The sequence below is a fragment of the Tissierella praeacuta genome, assembly GCF_040396155.1.
In the GTDB taxonomy this organism is placed as follows: Bacteria; Bacillota; Clostridia; order Tissierellales; family Tissierellaceae; genus Tissierella; species Tissierella praeacuta_A.
This window is the reverse complement of record NZ_JBEBOY010000003.1, coordinates 86,846-106,058: the sequence shown is the minus strand read 5'-3', so window position 1 is coordinate 106,058 and position 19,213 is coordinate 86,846. Positions and strand designations below refer to the sequence as shown.

Genomic DNA, 19,213 nt, shown 5'->3' with positions numbered 1-19,213 from the left:
TGTTTATTGATAAAAAAAGATAATAATTCTCATATATACCTTTTTATTATATCTCCTCCATAGATAAAATAACCACTTTCTTTAATTATAATCTGGAAAAGTGGTTATTGAAATTATTATATATTTAATTGTTTATACTTTTCTAACAGTCTTATATAAATTAACCTCACTACATTTCAGTAAAATTCATATAATTATAATCTATTCAATATTCCTATTGATATAATATACTTATCTCTTTAGACCAGATATCTATATCTTTATCAAAGTCAGTAATAATATTGTCCAAAATATTATCACTTTGTTTATAGTATTCTTGAATAATACATAAATCATTAATGGAATTTTCGTCTAATTTTATATATTCTATATCTAGGCTAAATTCTTTTCTAATTTCTCTATAGATATCTCGTGTATCCTTCCACTTAAGTCGTTGATTTCCTTGTTTTATTTTCTTTCCATACTTTTCAGACTTAAGAATATCTATTTTTTCAATGATTTTAGTTAATAATACATTGATTTCTTCATGATTAAAAACTAAGTTCTTTAAATCTTCATAACTTAATTCTTTATTATCAATGCTTTCCAATAATAATATATTGTTGTTATCTATGAAAGATTTAAGTTCAATAATATCCTGTTTTATTGTTCTCTCTACATATTCATAAATTCTAGATTTAGCTCTATATATATTATAGTAATTATAAAATAAAATTAGACAAACACCTATTATACTCAAGACAATAGATTTCCTTTTTAACATATTTAGCACCTTCTAAATATTATCAAATATTAGACTTGTTTACTTATGATATTGCAATGTATACAATATCATATTTATCAATTCATAATATTGCTCTAATTATTAAGTTAGTAATAAATATACTTTTATGTCAATAATTAAAATAATATATAGCTATCTAATGACCCTTCTCGAGAAGGGTCATTAGATAATTATTTTATTTAATCTAAAACATCACAGTTAGAATCTCTATCTGAAACGGAAATTATTAGTTTATCTAAATCTATTGAATCTTCATTTTCTATATTTTGCAAATCTAATTTCCCATTTTTCATTAATTCTTCAGTTTTTTCTTGTAAAATTTTATTAATTTCTTCATCACTAAGGTCTCCAAATATTTCCTCTTTATCTTTTTCACTATATCCAACAGTTACAACTCTTTTTACATTAGGATCCATTTTCATCTCGTCTTTTACAATGAAATTACTTCCCCAAATTGAAATCGAAGTAAAAATCATTGTTAGTAATAATCCAAAAACAATAAACGGCTTTTTCATAATTCATTTCCTCCCTTTTTAAAGTCATAAACAATAGTATCTAACATTAAATAATTAAATTTTCACTCAACTCTCCCTTACATAATATGTTATAAGCTTCACTAAAAGACATCATTACATCTTCCATATATCCTTATTGATAATCTTTTAATTATTAATCATAAATAATTACTATATAGCTTTTCTATCAAATGCCTAAAACAAAACTTAATCTTTATGCTAAAACATTATATAAAATCTATTGAATCTATGATAAATACTTAATTATTGACATCTCTCCATATATTAATTTGAAATTACATATAAATTCACTGAGACAATTCTACCTTAATTATCCTTATAATTATATAACGAAATTAGAAGTCATTTTGTGACACTTTAATTATATTTTTATTTATACATTTATCTAATATTTCCATAAGCATTGACTTTATAAATATATTTTTATTTAACAAAATACCATTAGAGACGAATAAATATTATTGCAAATATCAAAATGAAAATTTTAGATTAAATATATTACTACTTGTCTAAGCTTATTAGCACTATAGCATAAGTGTTATATCGAAGTTTGTTGAACTTTAAAATATATATATTAAGTTTCTGTAATATATTTATAATAGCAAATCCATCAATATATCTACACTCTTACAGTATAAAAATACACCTCAAAAGTTAAATTTATCGTCTAACCTTTGAGGTGCTATTATAGAGTATCTAGTCAATATTATCTAAATCTTACTTCAACACGTTTTTTAAAAACTTTCCTGTATATGATTTCTTCACCTTAGCTACTTCTTCTGGGGTTCCTATAGTTACTATGGTTCCTCCCTTATCTCCGCCTTCAGGTCCTAGGTCTATAATATAATCTGCTGTCTTTATAACATCTAAATTATGTTCTATAACTACTACGGTGTTTCCACCTTCTACAAGTTGGTTTAATACTTTTATTAGTTTATGAATATCTGCTACATGAAGTCCTGTAGTTGGTTCGTCTAATATATAAATAGTCTTTCCTGTAGATCTCTTAGATAATTCTGTTGCCAACTTTACTCTTTGGGCTTCTCCACCAGATAATTCTGTTGATGATTGACCTATTTTTATATATCCTAGTCCTACATCAAATAGCGTTTCTAATTTCCTGGATATTTTAGGTATATTCTTGAAAAACTCTACGCCTTCTTCCACTGTCATATCCAGTACATCTGAAATAGTTTTTCCCTTATATTTTACTTGTAAAGTTTCCCTATTATATCTCTTTCCTTTACATACTTCACATGGTACATATACATCTGGAAGAAAGTGCATCTCTACTTTTAATATTCCATCACCATTACATGCTTCGCATCTTCCACCCTTTACATTGAAACTAAATCTACCTTTTTGATATCCTCTCATCTTTGCTTCATTTGTCATGGCAAATACATCTCTTATATGGTCAAATACTCCCGTATAAGTAGCAGGATTTGACCTTGGTGTCCTTCCGATAGGAGATTGGTCTATATCTATTACCTTATCTAAATACTCAATTCCTTTTATTTCTTTATATTTTCCAGCCTTTGCCTTTGCACCGTTTAGCTTCTGTGCCAAGGTTTTATGAAGGATTTGATTAACTAAAGAAGATTTTCCCGAACCTGATACTCCTGTGACACAAGTAAATAATCCTAGAGGAATTTTTACATCTATATTTTTTAAATTATTCTCCTCTGCTCCAATTACTTCCAGCCATTTCCCATTAGGTTGTCTTCTTTCTTTTGGCACTTCAATTTTTTTCTTACCTGAAAGATATAAACCTGTTATAGAGTCAGGATTATTCTTTATTTCATCAACTGTTCCTTCTCCTACTATATATCCTCCGTGAATACCAGCTCCAGGTCCTATGTCCACAATATGGTCTGCTGCATACATAGTATCTTCATCATGTTCTACTACTATTAATGTATTACCTAAATCAGTTAAATTCCTTAATGTTTTCAATAATTTTTCATTATCCCTTTGATGCAATCCTATACTAGGTTCGTCTAATACATAAACTACTCCTACAAGACTGGAACCTATTTGAGTTGCCAATCTAATTCTTTGAGATTCACCACCAGACAACGTACCTGCTGTACGAGAAAGAGTCAAATAATCTAGTCCTACATCCTTTAAGAAATTTAACCTTTCTTTAATTTCTTTAAATACTTGCTGTCCTATTATTTGCTGCTTTTCTGTAAGAACTAAATTATCAAAGAATTCTATTGCTTTAGTAATAGATAAATCCGTCAGTTGAGCTATATTTAACTTATTTATTCTTACTGCTAATACTTCATCTTTTAATCTCTTTCCATGACAAGTTGGACAAGGGTTTTCTGCCATATATTCATCTATTTTATTTCTCATATAATCAGAATTAGTTGCAGCATATCTTCTTTCTAAGTTTGGAATTACCCCCTCAAACTTTCCTTTAAAATCCCTCATTCCTTCTTCATCAAAATGACTAACAAATTTAAAGGAAATCACTCTATCTGTACCATATAATAGTTCTTGTATAAACTTCTCTGGTGCCTCTCTTAATGGTTTATCTGTACTAAAACCATTGTCATCTGCCAAAGTTTTAAATATTTGATAATAATATGTTGATTCGTTAGAAGTAGAAAATGGTGCTATTCCACCTTCATCTATACTTAAATCTAAATTTGGTATAACTAAATCCTTGTCTATTTCTTTATAAAATCCTAGACCATTACAGGTAGGACACATACCAAATGGGCTATTAAAAGAAAACATTCTAGGTGATAATTCTTCAATAGCTATATTACAATCGGGGCAAGCAAGTTTCTCACTAAACATTACTTTTTCTTTCCCTATAAAATCCACTACAACTAGTCCATCTGCAAGTTTAAGTGCAGTCTCTAAAGAGTCAGACAGCCTGCCTTCTATACCTTCTTTAACTACTATTCTATCTACTACTACTTCTATAGTATGCTTCTTATTCTTCTCTAACTTTATTTCCTCTCCAATATCATACATTTCTCCATCTACTACTACCCTAACAAATCCCTCTTTTTTTATGTTTTCTAAAATCTTTACATGCTCACCTTTTTTTCCTCTAACAACTGGTGCCAATATTTGGAGTTTTGTTCTTTCTTCAGATCCCATTATCTTATCTACCATTTGCTCTACTGTCTGGCTAGAAATCTCTTTTCTGCATTTATGACAATAAGGTGTACCTATTCTAGCATATAATAGTCTTAAATAGTCATATATCTCTGTAACAGTTCCTACAGTAGACCTTGGGTTTTTAGATGTAGTTTTCTGATCTATGGAAATAGAAGGGGATAACCCTTCTATATACTCTACATCTGGCTTATCCATTTGACCTAAAAATTGTCTAGCATAACTAGATAAAGATTCCACATATCTTCTTTGTCCTTCTGCATATATAGTATCAAAAGCTAGAGAAGACTTTCCTGATCCTGATAGTCCTGTAAAGACTATAAATTTATTTCTAGGTAGAGTTAAGGATACATCCTTTAAGTTATTTTCCTTAGCTCCCCTTACTATTATTTCATCCTTTGCCATTCACTTCACCTCTACTTTAGCTTCTTTTTCAATTCAATTATTTTATCTCTAAGTTCTGCTGCTTTTTCAAAGTTTAATTCTTCCGCTGCTGTAAGCATTGCAGATTCTAATCCAGCTAATATTCCTTCTATTTCTTCCCTAGAGAATGATTCTTCATACTTCACTTCATCTTCAGCTACTATTGTAGCTTCTATTATTTCTCTTATATCTTTCTTTATAGATTTAGGTATAATATTATGCTTTTTATTGTATTCATCTTGTATCATTCTTCTTCTATTGGTTTCAGATATTGCTCTTTCCATAGAATTTGTTATTCTATCTGCATACATAATTACTTTTCCTAAAACATTTCTTGCAGCCCTACCTGTAGTTTGAATTAAAGATGTTTCAGATCTTAAAAATCCTTCCTTATCTGCATCTAATATGGTAACTAAAGATACCTCTGGCAAATCCAATCCTTCCCTAAGTAAATTGATACCTACTAAAACATCATATTTACCTAATCTTAAATCTCTTATTATCTCCATTCTCTCTATTGTCTCCACATCTGAATGAAGATAGGTAACTTTTATTCCAATTTCTTTAAAATAGTTAGTTAAATCCTCTGCCATTTTTTTAGTCAAGGTTGTTACCAATACTCTTTCTTTTCTATCTACTACTTTTCTAATTTCATTTACTAAATCATCTATCTGATGCTCTGTAGGTCTTACTTCTATAATAGGGTCAAGTAATCCTGTTGGTCTAATAATTTGCTCTACTGTATTTTCAGTATGTGAAAGTTCATAAGGACCAGGAGTTGCAGATACATACAATATTTGATTTATCATTGACTCAAATTCAGTAAACTTAAGAGGCCTATTATCCAATGCAGATGGGAGTCTAAAACCGTATTCAACTAAATTGGTCTTTCTAGACTTATCCCCTTCGTACATACCCCTTATTTGCGGTATTGTAACATGAGACTCATCTACTATTATCAAAAAATCATCTGGAAAATAGTCTATTAAAGTAAAGGGTCTAGATCCAGCAGGTCTGTCACTTAAATGTCTGGAATAGTTTTCTATCCCTTGGCAAAATCCCATTTCTTCCAACATTTCTAGATCATATCTAGTTCTTTGCTCTAATCTCTGAGCCTCGAGTAATTTTTCCTTGCCCTTTAATTCCTTTAACCTTTCATCTAGTTCTTCTTCTATGGTTTTTATTGCTCTTTTTATTTTATCTTCAGTAGTTGCATAGTGAGAAGCTGGAAATATAGATACATGGTTTCTCATTCCAATAACTTCACCTGTTAGATGATTAACTTCTACTATCCTATCTATTTCATCTCCGAAGAATTCAACACGAATAGTATTTTCACTAGAAGAAGCTGGAAATATTTCTAATATATCTCCTCTAACTCTAAAGGTTCCCCTAATAAAATTAATATCATTTCTAATGTATTGGATATCTATTAATTTTCTCATTATCTCATCTCTATCTTTTTCCATACCTGGTCTTAGGGATACTACTAAGTTCTCATAATCTATAGGGTCTCCTAAACCATAAATACAAGATACAGATGCTACTATGATTACATCTTTTCTTTCAAATAATGCTGCTGTAGCAGAGTGTCTAAGTTTATCTATCTCGTCATTTATTGATGCGTCTTTTTCTATATAAGTATCTGATTGGGGTACATAAGCCTCTGGCTGATAATAATCATAATAACTAACAAAGTATTCAACTGCATTATCAGGAAAAAACTCTTTAAATTCAGAAGCTAATTGATATGCCAATGTTTTATTATGTGCTATAACTAAAGTTGGTTTTTGAACTCTTTCAATTATATTTGCCATAGTGAAAGTCTTTCCAGAACCAGTAACTCCAAGTAATACCTGATGCTTTAAATTTTTATTTATACCTTCCTCTAATTTATCTATGGCTTCTGGTTGGTCACCAGTTGGTTTGAAGTTTGATTTTATCTTAAATGTATTCATACTTTTCACCTCATTGTTTGAACATTTGTTCCAGATATTATATATTATATAATATAATATCTTTTTGTCAAAGCATATTATGAAAATATATACAGTTGTACAACCATCATATAAAATCTATATTGAAGAAATTAGATTAATATAGTAAACTATCAATAGGAGGCGAATTTCATGAAGCGGAATTTATTAATAATAATCTCAGTTCTTATTGCACTATTCTTTTTTGGCTGTGTTTCCAATAAAAAAGAGCCCATATCAACAGATGATGCAAGATTTGAAGAAGAAGAAGTTAAATACGAAATTGAACAAATACTTTTTTCTAAAAGCTTTCAATCACTTGAACCTTCCGTAGAAATCATGACTAATAACAATAAGCTAAAAATATTAGCTTCTTTAGGATTAAGTGAATGTTCAGGCGTTAATATTAACAATATAATTAAAAAGGGCAGTGAAGTTAATATACATGTTAGTGGAACTTATGATAAAAGAAATTCTCGTTTAGTAGTCCCACAAGTAATCATGGAAATAAAGAAATCACAACTTAAAAAAATTGAAGATTTAAAATTTAATATAGTCTATGATGACTATACCCCATTGAAAGTTAAATATGGTATTAATGATACTTTAAACAAAATTCAATCTCATTTTAAAATATCCACAAAAGGATCTCCAAGCTTTAACCTAGTTAGAATTGATGATGATAATATAGTATGGGACATATCATACAATAATATATTTGACAAAGATAATCCAGAAACTCCTTTAGTAAATCTATATGCTCAGGTTAATGCAAATACAGGAGATATTATAAATTCAGAAAAAGTATCTATCTCCTCTTCCTTAGATAATGGTCATATTTTAAATTTTGTAAATGAAGGTCATATTCTATACAAAAAATCTGTATCTGACAATAATACTAACAAAATAACTGAGCAGCTATGGATGTATGACGATGTAAATGGCGAAAAAGCCATGCTTTATTCCTCAGATTTTAAGATATCATATGCACAATTTAGTCCTAACTTAAAATATGTTTCTCTTATAGAAGTAAGTGACAACGGAACTGGATTATACATAATTCCATTGGAGGATAAAAGGGCATATAAAATATCCTTTGAAGATAAATTTAGCCCAAAAACAATGCGATGGGATAGCACAGGTATTTTATATTTAGTAGAAAATGATGACGATAGATCCACAATATATTCCTATAATATAAAAAATAATAAAACAGATATTGTAAATGTTTTGAATAAAAATGTTGAAAATATAATGATTTTGGATAATCAATTTTTATTAACTGAAAAAAACTATGATATGGCAAATAAAATAATATCTATTACTAATGACTGGAAAGATTTTAATCTTATAGGATATGGATTTAATCCAAGGTTTATATCTAAAAATATAATCTCTTATTTACACAAAGATGAAAAAAATGATACCAATTCTTTATTATTCTATAATAAGGATAAAAATAATAAATCAGATAATGGACCGCTTACAAGTGAAAAAATTGCAAATTATTCACTACTTCCAAACGGTGATATTATTTACGTAAAGAAAAATACTAATAATGACGATTTTACACTATGTAAATATTCAATGAAAGAGATGACAATTGAAACAATAGCCAATTTAATAGGAGATAAAATATATTACAACGAAGAAAAAAAACTTATATACTTAAATATAATATTACCATTTGACAATGAAAAGACAGAGATGATTTATTCTTTAGATTTAAATAAGTTAAATTAAAAATCCCTAGGGACTATTATAAGTCCTAGGGGTTTTCTTTTTCCATAGTATTCCTTCGTAGATAATCCAGATTTTATATTGAAAAATTCAATTTCCATTCTATTTATTTGTATATTCATCACATCTTCTAAATCCTTATTGCTGTTTATTTCAATCCCATTTATTTTTAGCAATATATCCCCTGTTTCCATTCCTATATTATGGGCAATTGTATTTGGAATAACATCTAATACTTTCATCCCTTTATCAAAAGATGTAAATATAGGTATCCTCTTATTCTCAATAATCTTATTTTGAAGAATAATATATTCATGCCCTACCAAAGCAAATAATGGAGGTATAAAAAGATTATCTACAGTCTTTGATATGTATAATAAAATAATGCTATATAAAAATAACACAATGGCAGTTTTTATAACCTTTTTTCTAGGATAAGATACTATGGAATAATCTCCATAACTAAGAATTGCCATGAGAGTAACAGGATGAATTAATCCATCACCAATAAATATTACAAAGGGAATAGGCCAAAACCTATTCATATTAAAACCACCAACTATTTGAGATTTTGTTTCAAAGAAAACTGGTACTTTACTCCTTCCTCCGTCAAGAAGAATTAATATACTTTCAACTATATGAAGTACAGCAACTACAGACATTACCTGGGAAATCTGAATTTTTGGATATCCAGTTATTAGACTTATTAAAGATACTATAGCACCTCCATAGGAGAAACACATGTATCTAGGATTTATAAGGGATAGAACAATTGCAACAATTAATATATACATAAAGTCTTGAGGTATTGCAACTACACCTAAATAAATAAACATAACAGTTGTAATTATCCCACCTAATATTCCGAACATGGTTGATATAGATAATTTTAATAATGCAGACCTTCTATATCCTAAAATCTCCTTTTCTATTTTTCCTATCTTTATATATTGAAAATATATAATACATAGGACTGCAATAAAAAAAGGAGATTTTAAAGTATTTATAATATCTATTATCGTAAAATATACAATCTGATATAACCCGTACATACTTTAATTCTCCTCTTTAAAGATTATTTAATTTTAGATTTTATTTCTTCTATTGCTCTTCTTAATTGATTGTCTTCCTTTAAGTTATTTACACCGATTTCCTCAACACCTTCTGGTAATTCCACTACTATATCTGGTTCAATACCTACTCCGTGAATATTTATTCCATTTGGTGTAAAGTATTCAGATATGGTTAATCTTAATCCTGAACCATCATCTAAATCTTGAATTCTCTGTACTACTCCTTTTCCAAATGTTGTTGTTCCAATTAAGATACCCCTATTATGGTCTTTAACTGCACCTGCAAGTATTTCTGACGCTGAGGCAGACCCTTTGTTAACTAGTAAAACTAATGGATAATCAACCATTTTTTTATCTGACCTTAGGTATTCCCTTTTTCCATCTTTAGTTTGTGTATATACTATATCTCCCTCTCCCAATAATTCATCTGATATATTAGCACATACACTTAATAATCCACCAGGATTATTTCTTAAATCTATAATCAGACCCTTAATATTATGACTTCCTAGCTTATCTAATTCTTTTTTAAAATCTTTATATGTTAATTCATCGAAGGATGTAATATTTATATACCCTATATTATCATCTATTATATTTGATTTTACCGTAATCAATCTTATGATCTCTCTAGTTATTTCAATATCGAAAACCTTGTTTTTTCCATTTTTATCTTTTCTTAAAATTGTAAGTGAAACTTTGGTATTAGCCTCACCTTTCATTACCTTTACTGCTTCATCCATACTTTCCCCAAGATATTCTACTCCATTTACTTTTATTATCTTATCTCCACTTTTTATGCCTGCTCTCTCACCAGGAGTATCTTCTATTGGTGATACTACAGTTATTAAATTATCATCTCCTGGAGTAACTACAACTCCAATCCCTGCATACGTTCCGCTAGTTTGTTGTAAAAAAGATGCAAACTCATCTTTAGTCATATAGTTAGAATATGGGTCTTCAAGAGCTTGAAGCATCCCCTTTAATTGTCCATCTACTAATTTCTTTTCATCTACATCCCTTAAGTAGTTCTTCTTAACATAATCCTCTACCATCATTACTTTTGAAAATTCATTATAGACAGACTTTAATTTGTTGTATTCTGCCAGTGGAATATAAGCCTTGTTACTAAATGTTACACTCATTAAATTAGTTAGACCAAAAGTAATTATATTTGTCACTACTAATAAAACTACCATCAATCTTATGACTTGCTTCTTGGACATTTTCTCACCTCTATAATTTTTGGGTTATACAGTTATTGTATTTGTTTTATATGAAGATTATACCATTTATTCTTTACATTAAAAAGACTAAAAAAACACCCCATCCAATGTGAAATCCATAATCCTTCCTATTTATATAATTTACTTATAGATATAAAGTCCATATCATCATATTCTCTAGTCATTAAAAACAAATTATAAACCAAGTTAGTAAATGGCAGCGGAATATCATGTACTGAATCTATTGCCGTTTTTATATCTTTTCTCATTAAACTTAACTTAAAGCCACCTTCAAAGTCTTCTTGTCCAAGTTTATGCAAGTATCTATTTAATGAATATGAATTTCCTGAGCTTTGACTTATTACATCTTGTATAATGTTTAAATCAATTCCTTGATTCCTAGCAACGGTATATGCTTCTATTAACCCCATAGTATTTATAGCAATCATCATTTGATTAATTGATTTAAGTGTTTTTCCTGTTCCAAGCTTTCCTATATAATGAATATTTTTTCCAAATACATTTAAGACTTCCTTTATTTCATTGAAAACTTCTTCATTTCCTGACCCAAAAACAGTTAAACTTCCATCATTTGCACCTTTAACTCCTCCACTTAAGGGAGCATCTATTACCTTTACCCTTTTACTCATATAATATTTTTCTAATTTAATTACGATTTCCGGGGAGCAGGAAGTCATTTCAAGGATTACAGTATTATCTTTGACATTATTAAAAAAGGATTCATCTAACAATACAGATTCTACTTCTTTATCGGAAGGTAAAATACTTATAATCATATCTACTCCAACTGGAATTTCAGAAATACTTTTCTTGTTTTTCGCCCCAAGTAATTCTAATTCTTTAATTTTATCTATGGATTCTTTTTTGTTGCTATGTTTTGCTATATGAACTTCAAATCCATGTTTTAAAAGATGTTTTGCTATGGGAAATCCCATAGCACCTAATCCTATGAAGCCAATCTTGTTAATGGACATATTATAAACTCCTTACTTATTTTCTATTATTCTTGATTCTTCTAAATTATCTAATCTAACTAAATCAGACTTTTTTCTATTACCCATTCTCTAAATCATAGTTCATTTTCTCATCTTACATACTATACATTTGTCTTTTTATATCTATCAAAATATCCGCTTACCCCAATTAAAGCTAAAATAATAATTATACCTCCTAACATTACTCTAGAATTCAAAGGGTCTGAGAATAAAGCTATTCCTAAAATTGCTGCTATTAAAATTCTGCTGGCAGATACAATAGCGCCTGTGGCATTATCTACATATTTGTATCCCATAGTTATAAATACCTGTCCTAACACTCCAGTTACTGCAGATAAAACTATATCAAATAATACTTTTGTATCAGGCATTGCTAAATCTTTTATTACAAATGGTAAATTAATAATAGTTGCTAAAAGCATTACATAAAAAATTATAATATGAGATTCATCATGTTTTCCAGCTTCTTTAAGAGATAATATACTAATAGCTGCTGCGACAGATGATAAAATAGAATAAATATCTCCTATATTTATACTGCTGAAATCTGGAAATGCTACTAAATAGCACCCTAACATAATTATACCTAAATATAAATAACTACTTTTCTTTACCTTATCTTTATAAATTATTGGTGCTAATATTAAAACAAATACAGGATATGTCATTTGCAACATATTTGCATTTGTTATAGTAGTATATTGGAAACCAAGAGAAAAGAGCATTATTGATATACTGTTAAATGCACTTCTAATAAATATATGCTTAAACCTATTAGGTTTAAAAGATTTTTTAGTAGCGACTATATAAATAAACATTACTATTGTACCTAATAAAAATCTACTAAATGAATTGACCATACCTGACATAGATGAATTCATTGTAACCATTTTTCCAAAAGATGAACTAGCTGCAAAAGTTAATGCAGATAATAAAACATATATAATTCCTATTAATGCTGAATTATTGTTTTTAATTGTAATCCCCTCCTAAAAATAAAAAAGTCCATTAAACAAGCTTAACATAACCCTGCTAAATTAGCTAGAGTTATGTTATTTGCTTTTATATATTAAGAGATTAAATAAATATTAATTTTCTGATTATAATAACCACAAATATGCAATGGCAGATAATAAAGCAGACCCTATAGGTAACACCTCTTCATTAAATATAACATTACTATTGTGTTGTCCAAACTCATATCCTTCTTGATTACTCTTACCTGCTCCAATAAATAGATATGCGTTATTATTAATTTGCTCAGATATATATGAAAAATCTTCTGAGCCTCTTTTCACTACAGGTTCTACATTAATATTTATTTTATCTTCAAGCTTTTGTGATAATTTTAAAATCTTATTAGTGAACTCCTTTGATGTTGTTAGTGCCGGCAATGATTTAACAATTTTAAATTCTGCATTTGACATAAATGATTGAGATATGGCTTTTGTCACTGTTTCAAATCTTTTTAATAGATATTCTCGCTGTTTATCATCATATGTCCTTAACGTTCCTTTAATCTTTGCACTGTCTGGTATAATATTAAATGTACTGTTTGCTTCTATGGAAGTTACAGAAAATAGTACATGGTTAAAGGGATCTACTTCTCGGTTTATTACATTATATATACTATTATATATATTAATAGCTATATTGATTGGATCTATTGTTTCATAGGCCCTTGCTCCATGTCCTCCTCTACCATTGACAGTTATTTCAAAGCTGTCATTTGATGCAAATGTCTTACCATATCCATAATCTAATGTACCTAATGGACTCTTTGCATCTACATGTAGAGCCAATGCTGCATCTATATTTCTATCCTTTAGAACTCCATTATCTAACATTCTCTTTGCTCCAGCTCCACCTTCTTCATCTGGTTGGAACATAAGTCTTACTGTACCTTTTAAATCTGCTTCTCTTTCTTTAAGAATCTTTGCGGCACCTAATAACATAGTTGCATGTAAATCATGACCACAACAATGGGAAGATTCTATATTTGATTTAAACTCCAAATCATTTATCTCATACATAGGTAGTGCGTCCATATCAGCTCTTAATAAAATTGTCTTTTCGCCAAAGCCAATGTCTGCAACTATTCCTGTTCCATCAATATCACGGAATTTAACTCCTATTTCTTCAAGCTTTTCCTTTATATGAGCAGAAGTTTTAACTGTGTTATATCCAACTTCAGCATTTTTATGGATATATCTTCTTGTTTCTATTAAACCATCCTCAATTTCATAAGCTTTATCAATAATGCTTTTAACATTTGGGTCCATTTTATCCCTCTCTACTTAACATTATTTCAATAACTGTATCATCAACAGGTTTCATTCCTTTAGAACTGATTTCTCTTAAATTTCTTATACTTCTTTCTGCACTATTACTAGCTATTCCATTATTGTCTTTTATATTAGTTCCTTGAATAGCTAATAAAGCCGATTGCACTGCAGTAGAAGCTGCAGTTCCTAACTTAAGTGCACAACTTGGTTTAGCTCCATCACATATTACTCCTGCTTGGTTTGCAATAATATTATTTATAGTCGGTGCAATATTATCTCTTCCTGATAATAACCATGCTATTGCTGACCCAGATCCTATAGATGCTGCTAAACTGCATCCACATAAGTTTGATAATCTTCCTATATATTTTTTAACATAGGATGTAATTATATGACTAATAGCTAAAGCTTTGGCTAAATCTTCATTATTTACTTCTCTGATTTCTTTATATGCAGCTATTGGAAGTATAGCAGTCAAACCATTGTTTCCGCTTCCACTTGAACTCATAACTGGCATAGATTGACCTGACATTCTAACATCTGATGCTGCTGCTGTTAGCATATAAGCCAGATTTCCAAGGTCCTTTGATATAATACCGCTTTCAATATTTCTATGATAACTATATCCTGTTCCAAGTCCATACTTTGCTTTTATTCCTGCTTCAGCTACTTGGATATTCATTTCCATACCTTCTAATAAAAACTTAATATCTTCATAGTCTATCTCTTCAATTTCTTTAACAATAGTATCTATTGATAAATTATAAAATCCCTCATCAAGATTTTCATTAGTAGCTTTATCGGTTATTTCACTTTTTTTATTTAATATTTCATTTCCATCTAATGATAAATAAACTATATTATCATGCTTGTCTTCGGTAACAGCAATTGCAATGTGTTTAGTATTTTCAACAGTTGTTTTTATATAAACTGATTTATTATTATCTTTTGCAACTTTAACATCTATTTCATATTTTCCTGATGCTTCTTCTGAATTTCTTAGTTCTTCATCAGAAATCTTTCCTAAAATTTCTAATCCATATTTAGGGGAAGTTGCAGCCCCTAACGAAGCCGCAACATCTAATCCTATTTTATTAGTATTTGGTATTCCAACATCCATACCATTTTTATATATACCTTTACTTACTTCCACTGATAATTTTGAAATTTCTTTAGAATCAGCAGGTAATAAATCTACTGCATAAGCTGTATTTAACGCAACTGCTACTGGTTCTGTACAGCCAACTGCAGGCTTTACTTCTTTTTTCAATATTTCAATAACTTGTTCTTTAATATTCACTTATATTAACTCCTTATTTAATCTTTTGTTTCTTAAACTGTTAAAATGGCCCTAGATTTATTGCTGCTGCAAATGCTACACATATAGCTCCGATTATAGTATTTGTAAGAATTATCCTCCAAATATATTTAAAATATTTTGGATAACTAATACCTGCTATAGCTATTGCTCCTGATGTTAATGGAGACATTGGCAATAAAAGATTAGTAATACCATCACCGTATTGGAAAGCAGCACAAACAGTCTGTTGAGTAATACCAATTATATCTCCTATAGGTGATAGTATTGGTATAGTAACTGCCGCTTGTCCGGCACCTGAGATTATAAAGAAGTTTGTAATATATTGAATGAAGTACATTACAACTGCACCAACTATTTTTGATGTTCCTGTTAACATTCCAGATAATGCATATACTATTGTATCAATCATTCCTGCGCCTTCCATAATTATAGCAATGGCTTTTGCAAAGCCTACTACCATTATTCCGCCAACCATTCCTGATGCACCTTTAACAAATAATTTCATTAATTCGTTTGGTGAATATCTAGCAATAATTCCAACTACTACCATCATCATTAAAAAGATAGCTGGTATCTCTGTTTTAAAATCTCCTCCAGTTAATGCTGTATATACAACAAAAGCCATACCTGCAAATACTGCTAATAAAATTCCTATATTTCTAGCATTTAACTCTGGCATTACTTGTTCTTCTGCATCTTTTCTAGCTTCCTGCTCTACATCATATATATAACTGTTTTTAGGATCTTTTCTAATACTCTTAGCATACTTTACTGTCCAAAAAGAAACTGAACAGTTAAATCCAATAAATGCAATAACTCTATACCATGCAGCTGAGAATAATGGTAAGCCAACTAATCCTTGAGCTGTACCAATTGTAAATGGATTAAATATACCAGATGCTAATCCAGCTCCTCCGCCAGCAACTACTATACTAATTCCAACTAAGGCATCTAACCCCATGGAACGTGCTAATAAAACTCCTAATGGAACGAAAGCTAAGTAAGCCTCTAATGTTCCAATAAATGTGGGTATTAATGAGAAAACAAATACTAATACAGGTATAAAATAAATATCTTTTCCTTTAGCTTTGGAAATTGCTTTATTTAAAAATGCTTGAATAGCACCAGTACTAGTAACTACTGAAAAAGTGCCTCCTACTATTAGAATTAAAAAGCATATCCAGCTTGTTCCTAAGAATCCTTTAGGTACAGCTGTGAATATATCCATTATAGAAGCTGGATTCTTTTCAGTTCCATGATATGAACTTGGGTCAACCAAAACTCTTCCTGAAGCTGGGTCTTCAACTCTATCGTATTGCCCAGCTGGAACTATATAAGTTAATAATGCTGCCAAAAGAATTATACAACTAATGATTATAAGAGTATGTGGAAATTCCTTCTTTTTTTTCAGATCAACGGTTTTTTCAGCCATTTTTATCCTCCTTAATCTAGGTTAACAGATTTTCTAAGTGCTTCTACAGATTCTCTAAGTGCTTTTAAATTTTCCTTTGCTGTTTTAGGATCAACAACACAACCAGGTCCTAAAATAAATCCTCTACCGTCTATATCTTCAATAGCTTCTTTAGCATGTGCTAATATTTGCTCTTTATTGCTTCTTGCCATTATACTATCGTAATTTAATACTCCATCAACAAAGTATGGAACCTCTTGTATTCCGCCTAAGAAGCATTTATCTGTTTTCTTTCTTGCCTCTGATAGGCTTGGGAATGTATGTCTATCATGCCAGTTAATGCAGTTTACTGGATAATTCTCAGCTATTGTATCAAACATTATATTATCTCCGTGAATATGTATAACATTAAAATATGTTTGATCTGCATAAGATTTTATTACTTCTAAATCATATTTCATTCCGAATTCTTTAAACTCTTCATCATTCATTAAATTATAATTAGCATTTTGAGTTGCTAAAAAGAATCCGCTTACTCCAGCATTTATATTTTCTTTAACAAAATTAATTGTTGTTGCAGTTATAACTTCTAATGCTTTGTGTACTTCAGCTGGATTTTCCTTAATATCTTTAAATAATCTGTCTCCTGCCAATTTTTTCAATGTGGAAATTGGGCTGAATATTGTTTGTACATAAGGTGTGTGTTTAGGAATAATCTTAGATATTTGCTGAGATAATTGTAATTGTTTTCCCCAAGTACCATAATAAGCAGGTAATACTTCAAGTCTTGAATAATCTTTTACTTCCTTTATACCAGGTGCTATTATTATAGGTTCATGATATTTATGACAATATATCTTTAATTGTGCACCCCAATCCTGAATTGAATATGTTCCGAAAGGCATTAGCTTAATAAAGTCAAAGTCATATTCCTCATTAAATGCAACTTGTGTTTGAGCTAATGTTATTGGATCTTGGTCTACTTCTGAAAAATGCATCCATGCACTGACAGGTACTCTGTCTACTTCTTGATTACGTAATGCTGCCATAATTCTCTGTTCTCTGTTCATATAGCCTTCCTCCTAACCCTAAATTTAATAATGATATATTTGACATAATAATTTTGCATAAGTATAATTATTAATAATAGTATTAATTAAAATTATTAATGGAATTATTTGGTTATTATGTCTTATGTTGTTTATAAATGAATTATTTAATAATGAATTCCTTTAAATAATATCATATTTAATTAAATTCATTATGGGTTAGCTTAATCTGATGTACAGTTTATTTTAAGGTGGTATGAATTATGGAAAAAGACATCAAATGTAGTAACAGCTGTAATATTTTATATAATAATTTTTCAATATCTGAAAAAGCATGTTTAGATAACCTTTTTGATAATTTCAAAAATAGTTCTGAGACCTATTGTGCTTTTATACTAACAGATATTTCCCTTGACCTTGGGGAAAACTTCCCCTACACTAAAGTTATTTATGTAACAAATGGCAGCCTAAATGTCCATGTCAATGATTTATCAACAATATTAGTCAAAGACCATTTTCTATTTGTAAATGCACATTCTAGACTAAGAGTTAGTCCGAACACAAGTGATACTATATATTTTAATTTCTATTTTAAAAGAACATTTTTTCATCCTGGTTTTATGAAAAAACTTTCCGAATATGAAGTATTCTATAACTTCATCAATTTTTGCCTAATGGGAAGAGAAAATAACAAGGCTCATACTTTATTTAAATGCAACAATTTTACAGTAAGACAGTTATTATATATTATGCTCTCTTTGGTTAAAAATAAAAATACTGATTTACTAGAGGCAGCTTTATTGTTTCTTTTTGAATATCTGTATAAATCTGAAGATAGTGAAGTCCTCACTTCTCTCTCAACATTAATAAATGCTACAATAGTGAATTCAATGATTAAATATATTTCTGTTAACTACAATGATGTTACCTTACAAAGCTTATCTAAGCATTTTAATTATCATCCAAATTATATATCTAATTTAATTAAAAAAGAAACAAATATGACTTTCCAACAACATGTTCAAAATGCAAAATTAAAAAAAGCAGCTTATTTATTGATAAATACTGATTATTATGTTAAAGATATAGCTTTGGATTTAGGATATATTGATACTTCTTATTTCAATAAAATATTCAAAGAAACTTATGGTTGCACTCCAACGAATTATAGATTAAGGAATAAATCTATATAATACATATTAACCCTTATAATTTAAAAGAGAGATAAAGTTAAT

14 protein-coding genes are annotated in these 19,213 nt (G+C 29.2%); 2 read left to right on the top strand and 12 right to left on the bottom strand.

Annotated features, from left to right (window positions below):
- Positions 1 to 214: 214 nt before the first annotated feature.
- The 4 genes from ABWP20_RS02640 to uvrB all read right to left on the bottom strand — a co-directional run bounded on the left by ABWP20_RS02640 (position 215) and on the right by uvrB (position 6,839).
- Positions 215 to 763: a hypothetical protein gene (locus ABWP20_RS02640; RefSeq protein ID WP_353093457.1), complete on the bottom strand. Its 549-nt coding sequence runs from the start codon at positions 761 to 763 to the stop codon at positions 215 to 217.
- Between the two features lie 200 nt (positions 764 to 963).
- Positions 964 to 1,299 (bottom strand): hypothetical protein, encoded by a 336-nt coding sequence (locus tag ABWP20_RS02635; RefSeq protein ID WP_353093455.1) that lies wholly within the window; start codon positions 1,297 to 1,299, stop codon positions 964 to 966.
- A 738-nt stretch (positions 1,300 to 2,037) separates the two neighbouring features.
- On the bottom strand, positions 2,038 to 4,863 hold the full coding sequence (uvrA, locus tag ABWP20_RS02630; RefSeq protein ID WP_353093453.1) for an excinuclease ABC subunit UvrA: 2,826 nt from the start codon (positions 4,861 to 4,863) through the stop codon (positions 2,038 to 2,040).
- 11 nt (positions 4,864 to 4,874) lie between these two features.
- Positions 4,875 to 6,839 carry an excinuclease ABC subunit UvrB gene (gene uvrB, locus ABWP20_RS02625; RefSeq protein WP_353093451.1) on the bottom strand — a complete coding sequence of 655 codons (1,965 nt, stop codon included), beginning with the start codon at positions 6,837 to 6,839 and terminating at the stop codon, positions 4,875 to 4,877.
- Positions 6,840 to 7,010: 171 nt separating this feature from the next.
- Between uvrB and ABWP20_RS02620 the strand changes: the two genes are divergently transcribed.
- Positions 7,011 to 8,600, top strand: coding sequence for a TolB-like translocation protein (locus tag ABWP20_RS02620; RefSeq protein WP_353093449.1), 1,590 nt, complete (start codon positions 7,011 to 7,013; stop codon positions 8,598 to 8,600).
- On the opposite strand, the gene ABWP20_RS02615 is transcribed toward ABWP20_RS02620, so the two are convergent.
- The 8 genes from ABWP20_RS02615 to ABWP20_RS02580 all read right to left on the bottom strand — a co-directional run bounded on the left by ABWP20_RS02615 (position 8,597) and on the right by ABWP20_RS02580 (position 17,999).
- On the bottom strand, positions 8,597 to 9,649 hold the full coding sequence (locus tag ABWP20_RS02615) for a PDZ domain-containing protein (protein WP_353093447.1): 1,053 nt from the start codon (positions 9,647 to 9,649) through the stop codon (positions 8,597 to 8,599). The genes ABWP20_RS02620 and ABWP20_RS02615 overlap by 4 nt on opposite strands.
- 23 nt (positions 9,650 to 9,672) lie before the next feature.
- Entirely contained in the window at positions 9,673 to 10,896 is a 1,224-nt protein-coding gene (locus ABWP20_RS02610) for a S41 family peptidase (protein ID WP_353093445.1), read from the bottom strand.
- Positions 10,897 to 11,024: 128 nt separating this feature from the next.
- Complete coding sequence (locus ABWP20_RS02605; RefSeq protein WP_353093443.1) at positions 11,025 to 11,891, bottom strand: NAD(P)-dependent oxidoreductase; 867 nt, start codon at positions 11,889 to 11,891, stop codon at positions 11,025 to 11,027.
- A 122-nt stretch (positions 11,892 to 12,013) separates the two neighbouring features.
- A complete protein-coding gene (locus ABWP20_RS02600; RefSeq protein WP_353093603.1) occupies positions 12,014 to 12,856 on the bottom strand; it encodes a DMT family transporter in 843 nt (280 codons plus the stop codon).
- 156 nt (positions 12,857 to 13,012) lie between these two features.
- The gene (locus ABWP20_RS02595) at positions 13,013 to 14,194 is read right to left on the bottom strand and encodes a M20 family metallopeptidase (protein ID WP_353093441.1); all 1,182 of its coding nucleotides are present in this window, start codon (positions 14,192 to 14,194) and stop codon (positions 13,013 to 13,015) included.
- A gap of 1 nt (position 14,195) precedes the next feature.
- Positions 14,196 to 15,497 carry an L-cysteine desulfidase family protein gene (locus ABWP20_RS02590; RefSeq protein WP_353093439.1) on the bottom strand — a complete coding sequence of 434 codons (1,302 nt, stop codon included), beginning with the start codon at positions 15,495 to 15,497 and terminating at the stop codon, positions 14,196 to 14,198.
- A 40-nt stretch (positions 15,498 to 15,537) separates the two neighbouring features.
- Positions 15,538 to 16,950 (bottom strand): YfcC family protein, encoded by a 1,413-nt coding sequence (locus ABWP20_RS02585; protein WP_353093437.1) that lies wholly within the window; start codon positions 16,948 to 16,950, stop codon positions 15,538 to 15,540.
- A gap of 11 nt (positions 16,951 to 16,961) precedes the next feature.
- A complete protein-coding gene (locus ABWP20_RS02580; RefSeq protein WP_353093435.1) occupies positions 16,962 to 17,999 on the bottom strand; it encodes a uroporphyrinogen decarboxylase family protein in 1,038 nt (345 codons plus the stop codon).
- A 242-nt stretch (positions 18,000 to 18,241) separates the two neighbouring features.
- Here ABWP20_RS02580 and ABWP20_RS02575 point away from each other — a divergent pair, with 242 nt between their 5' ends.
- Entirely contained in the window at positions 18,242 to 19,171 is a 930-nt protein-coding gene (locus ABWP20_RS02575) for a helix-turn-helix domain-containing protein (RefSeq protein WP_353093433.1), read from the top strand.
- The last annotated feature ends 42 nt before the right edge of the window (positions 19,172 to 19,213 follow it).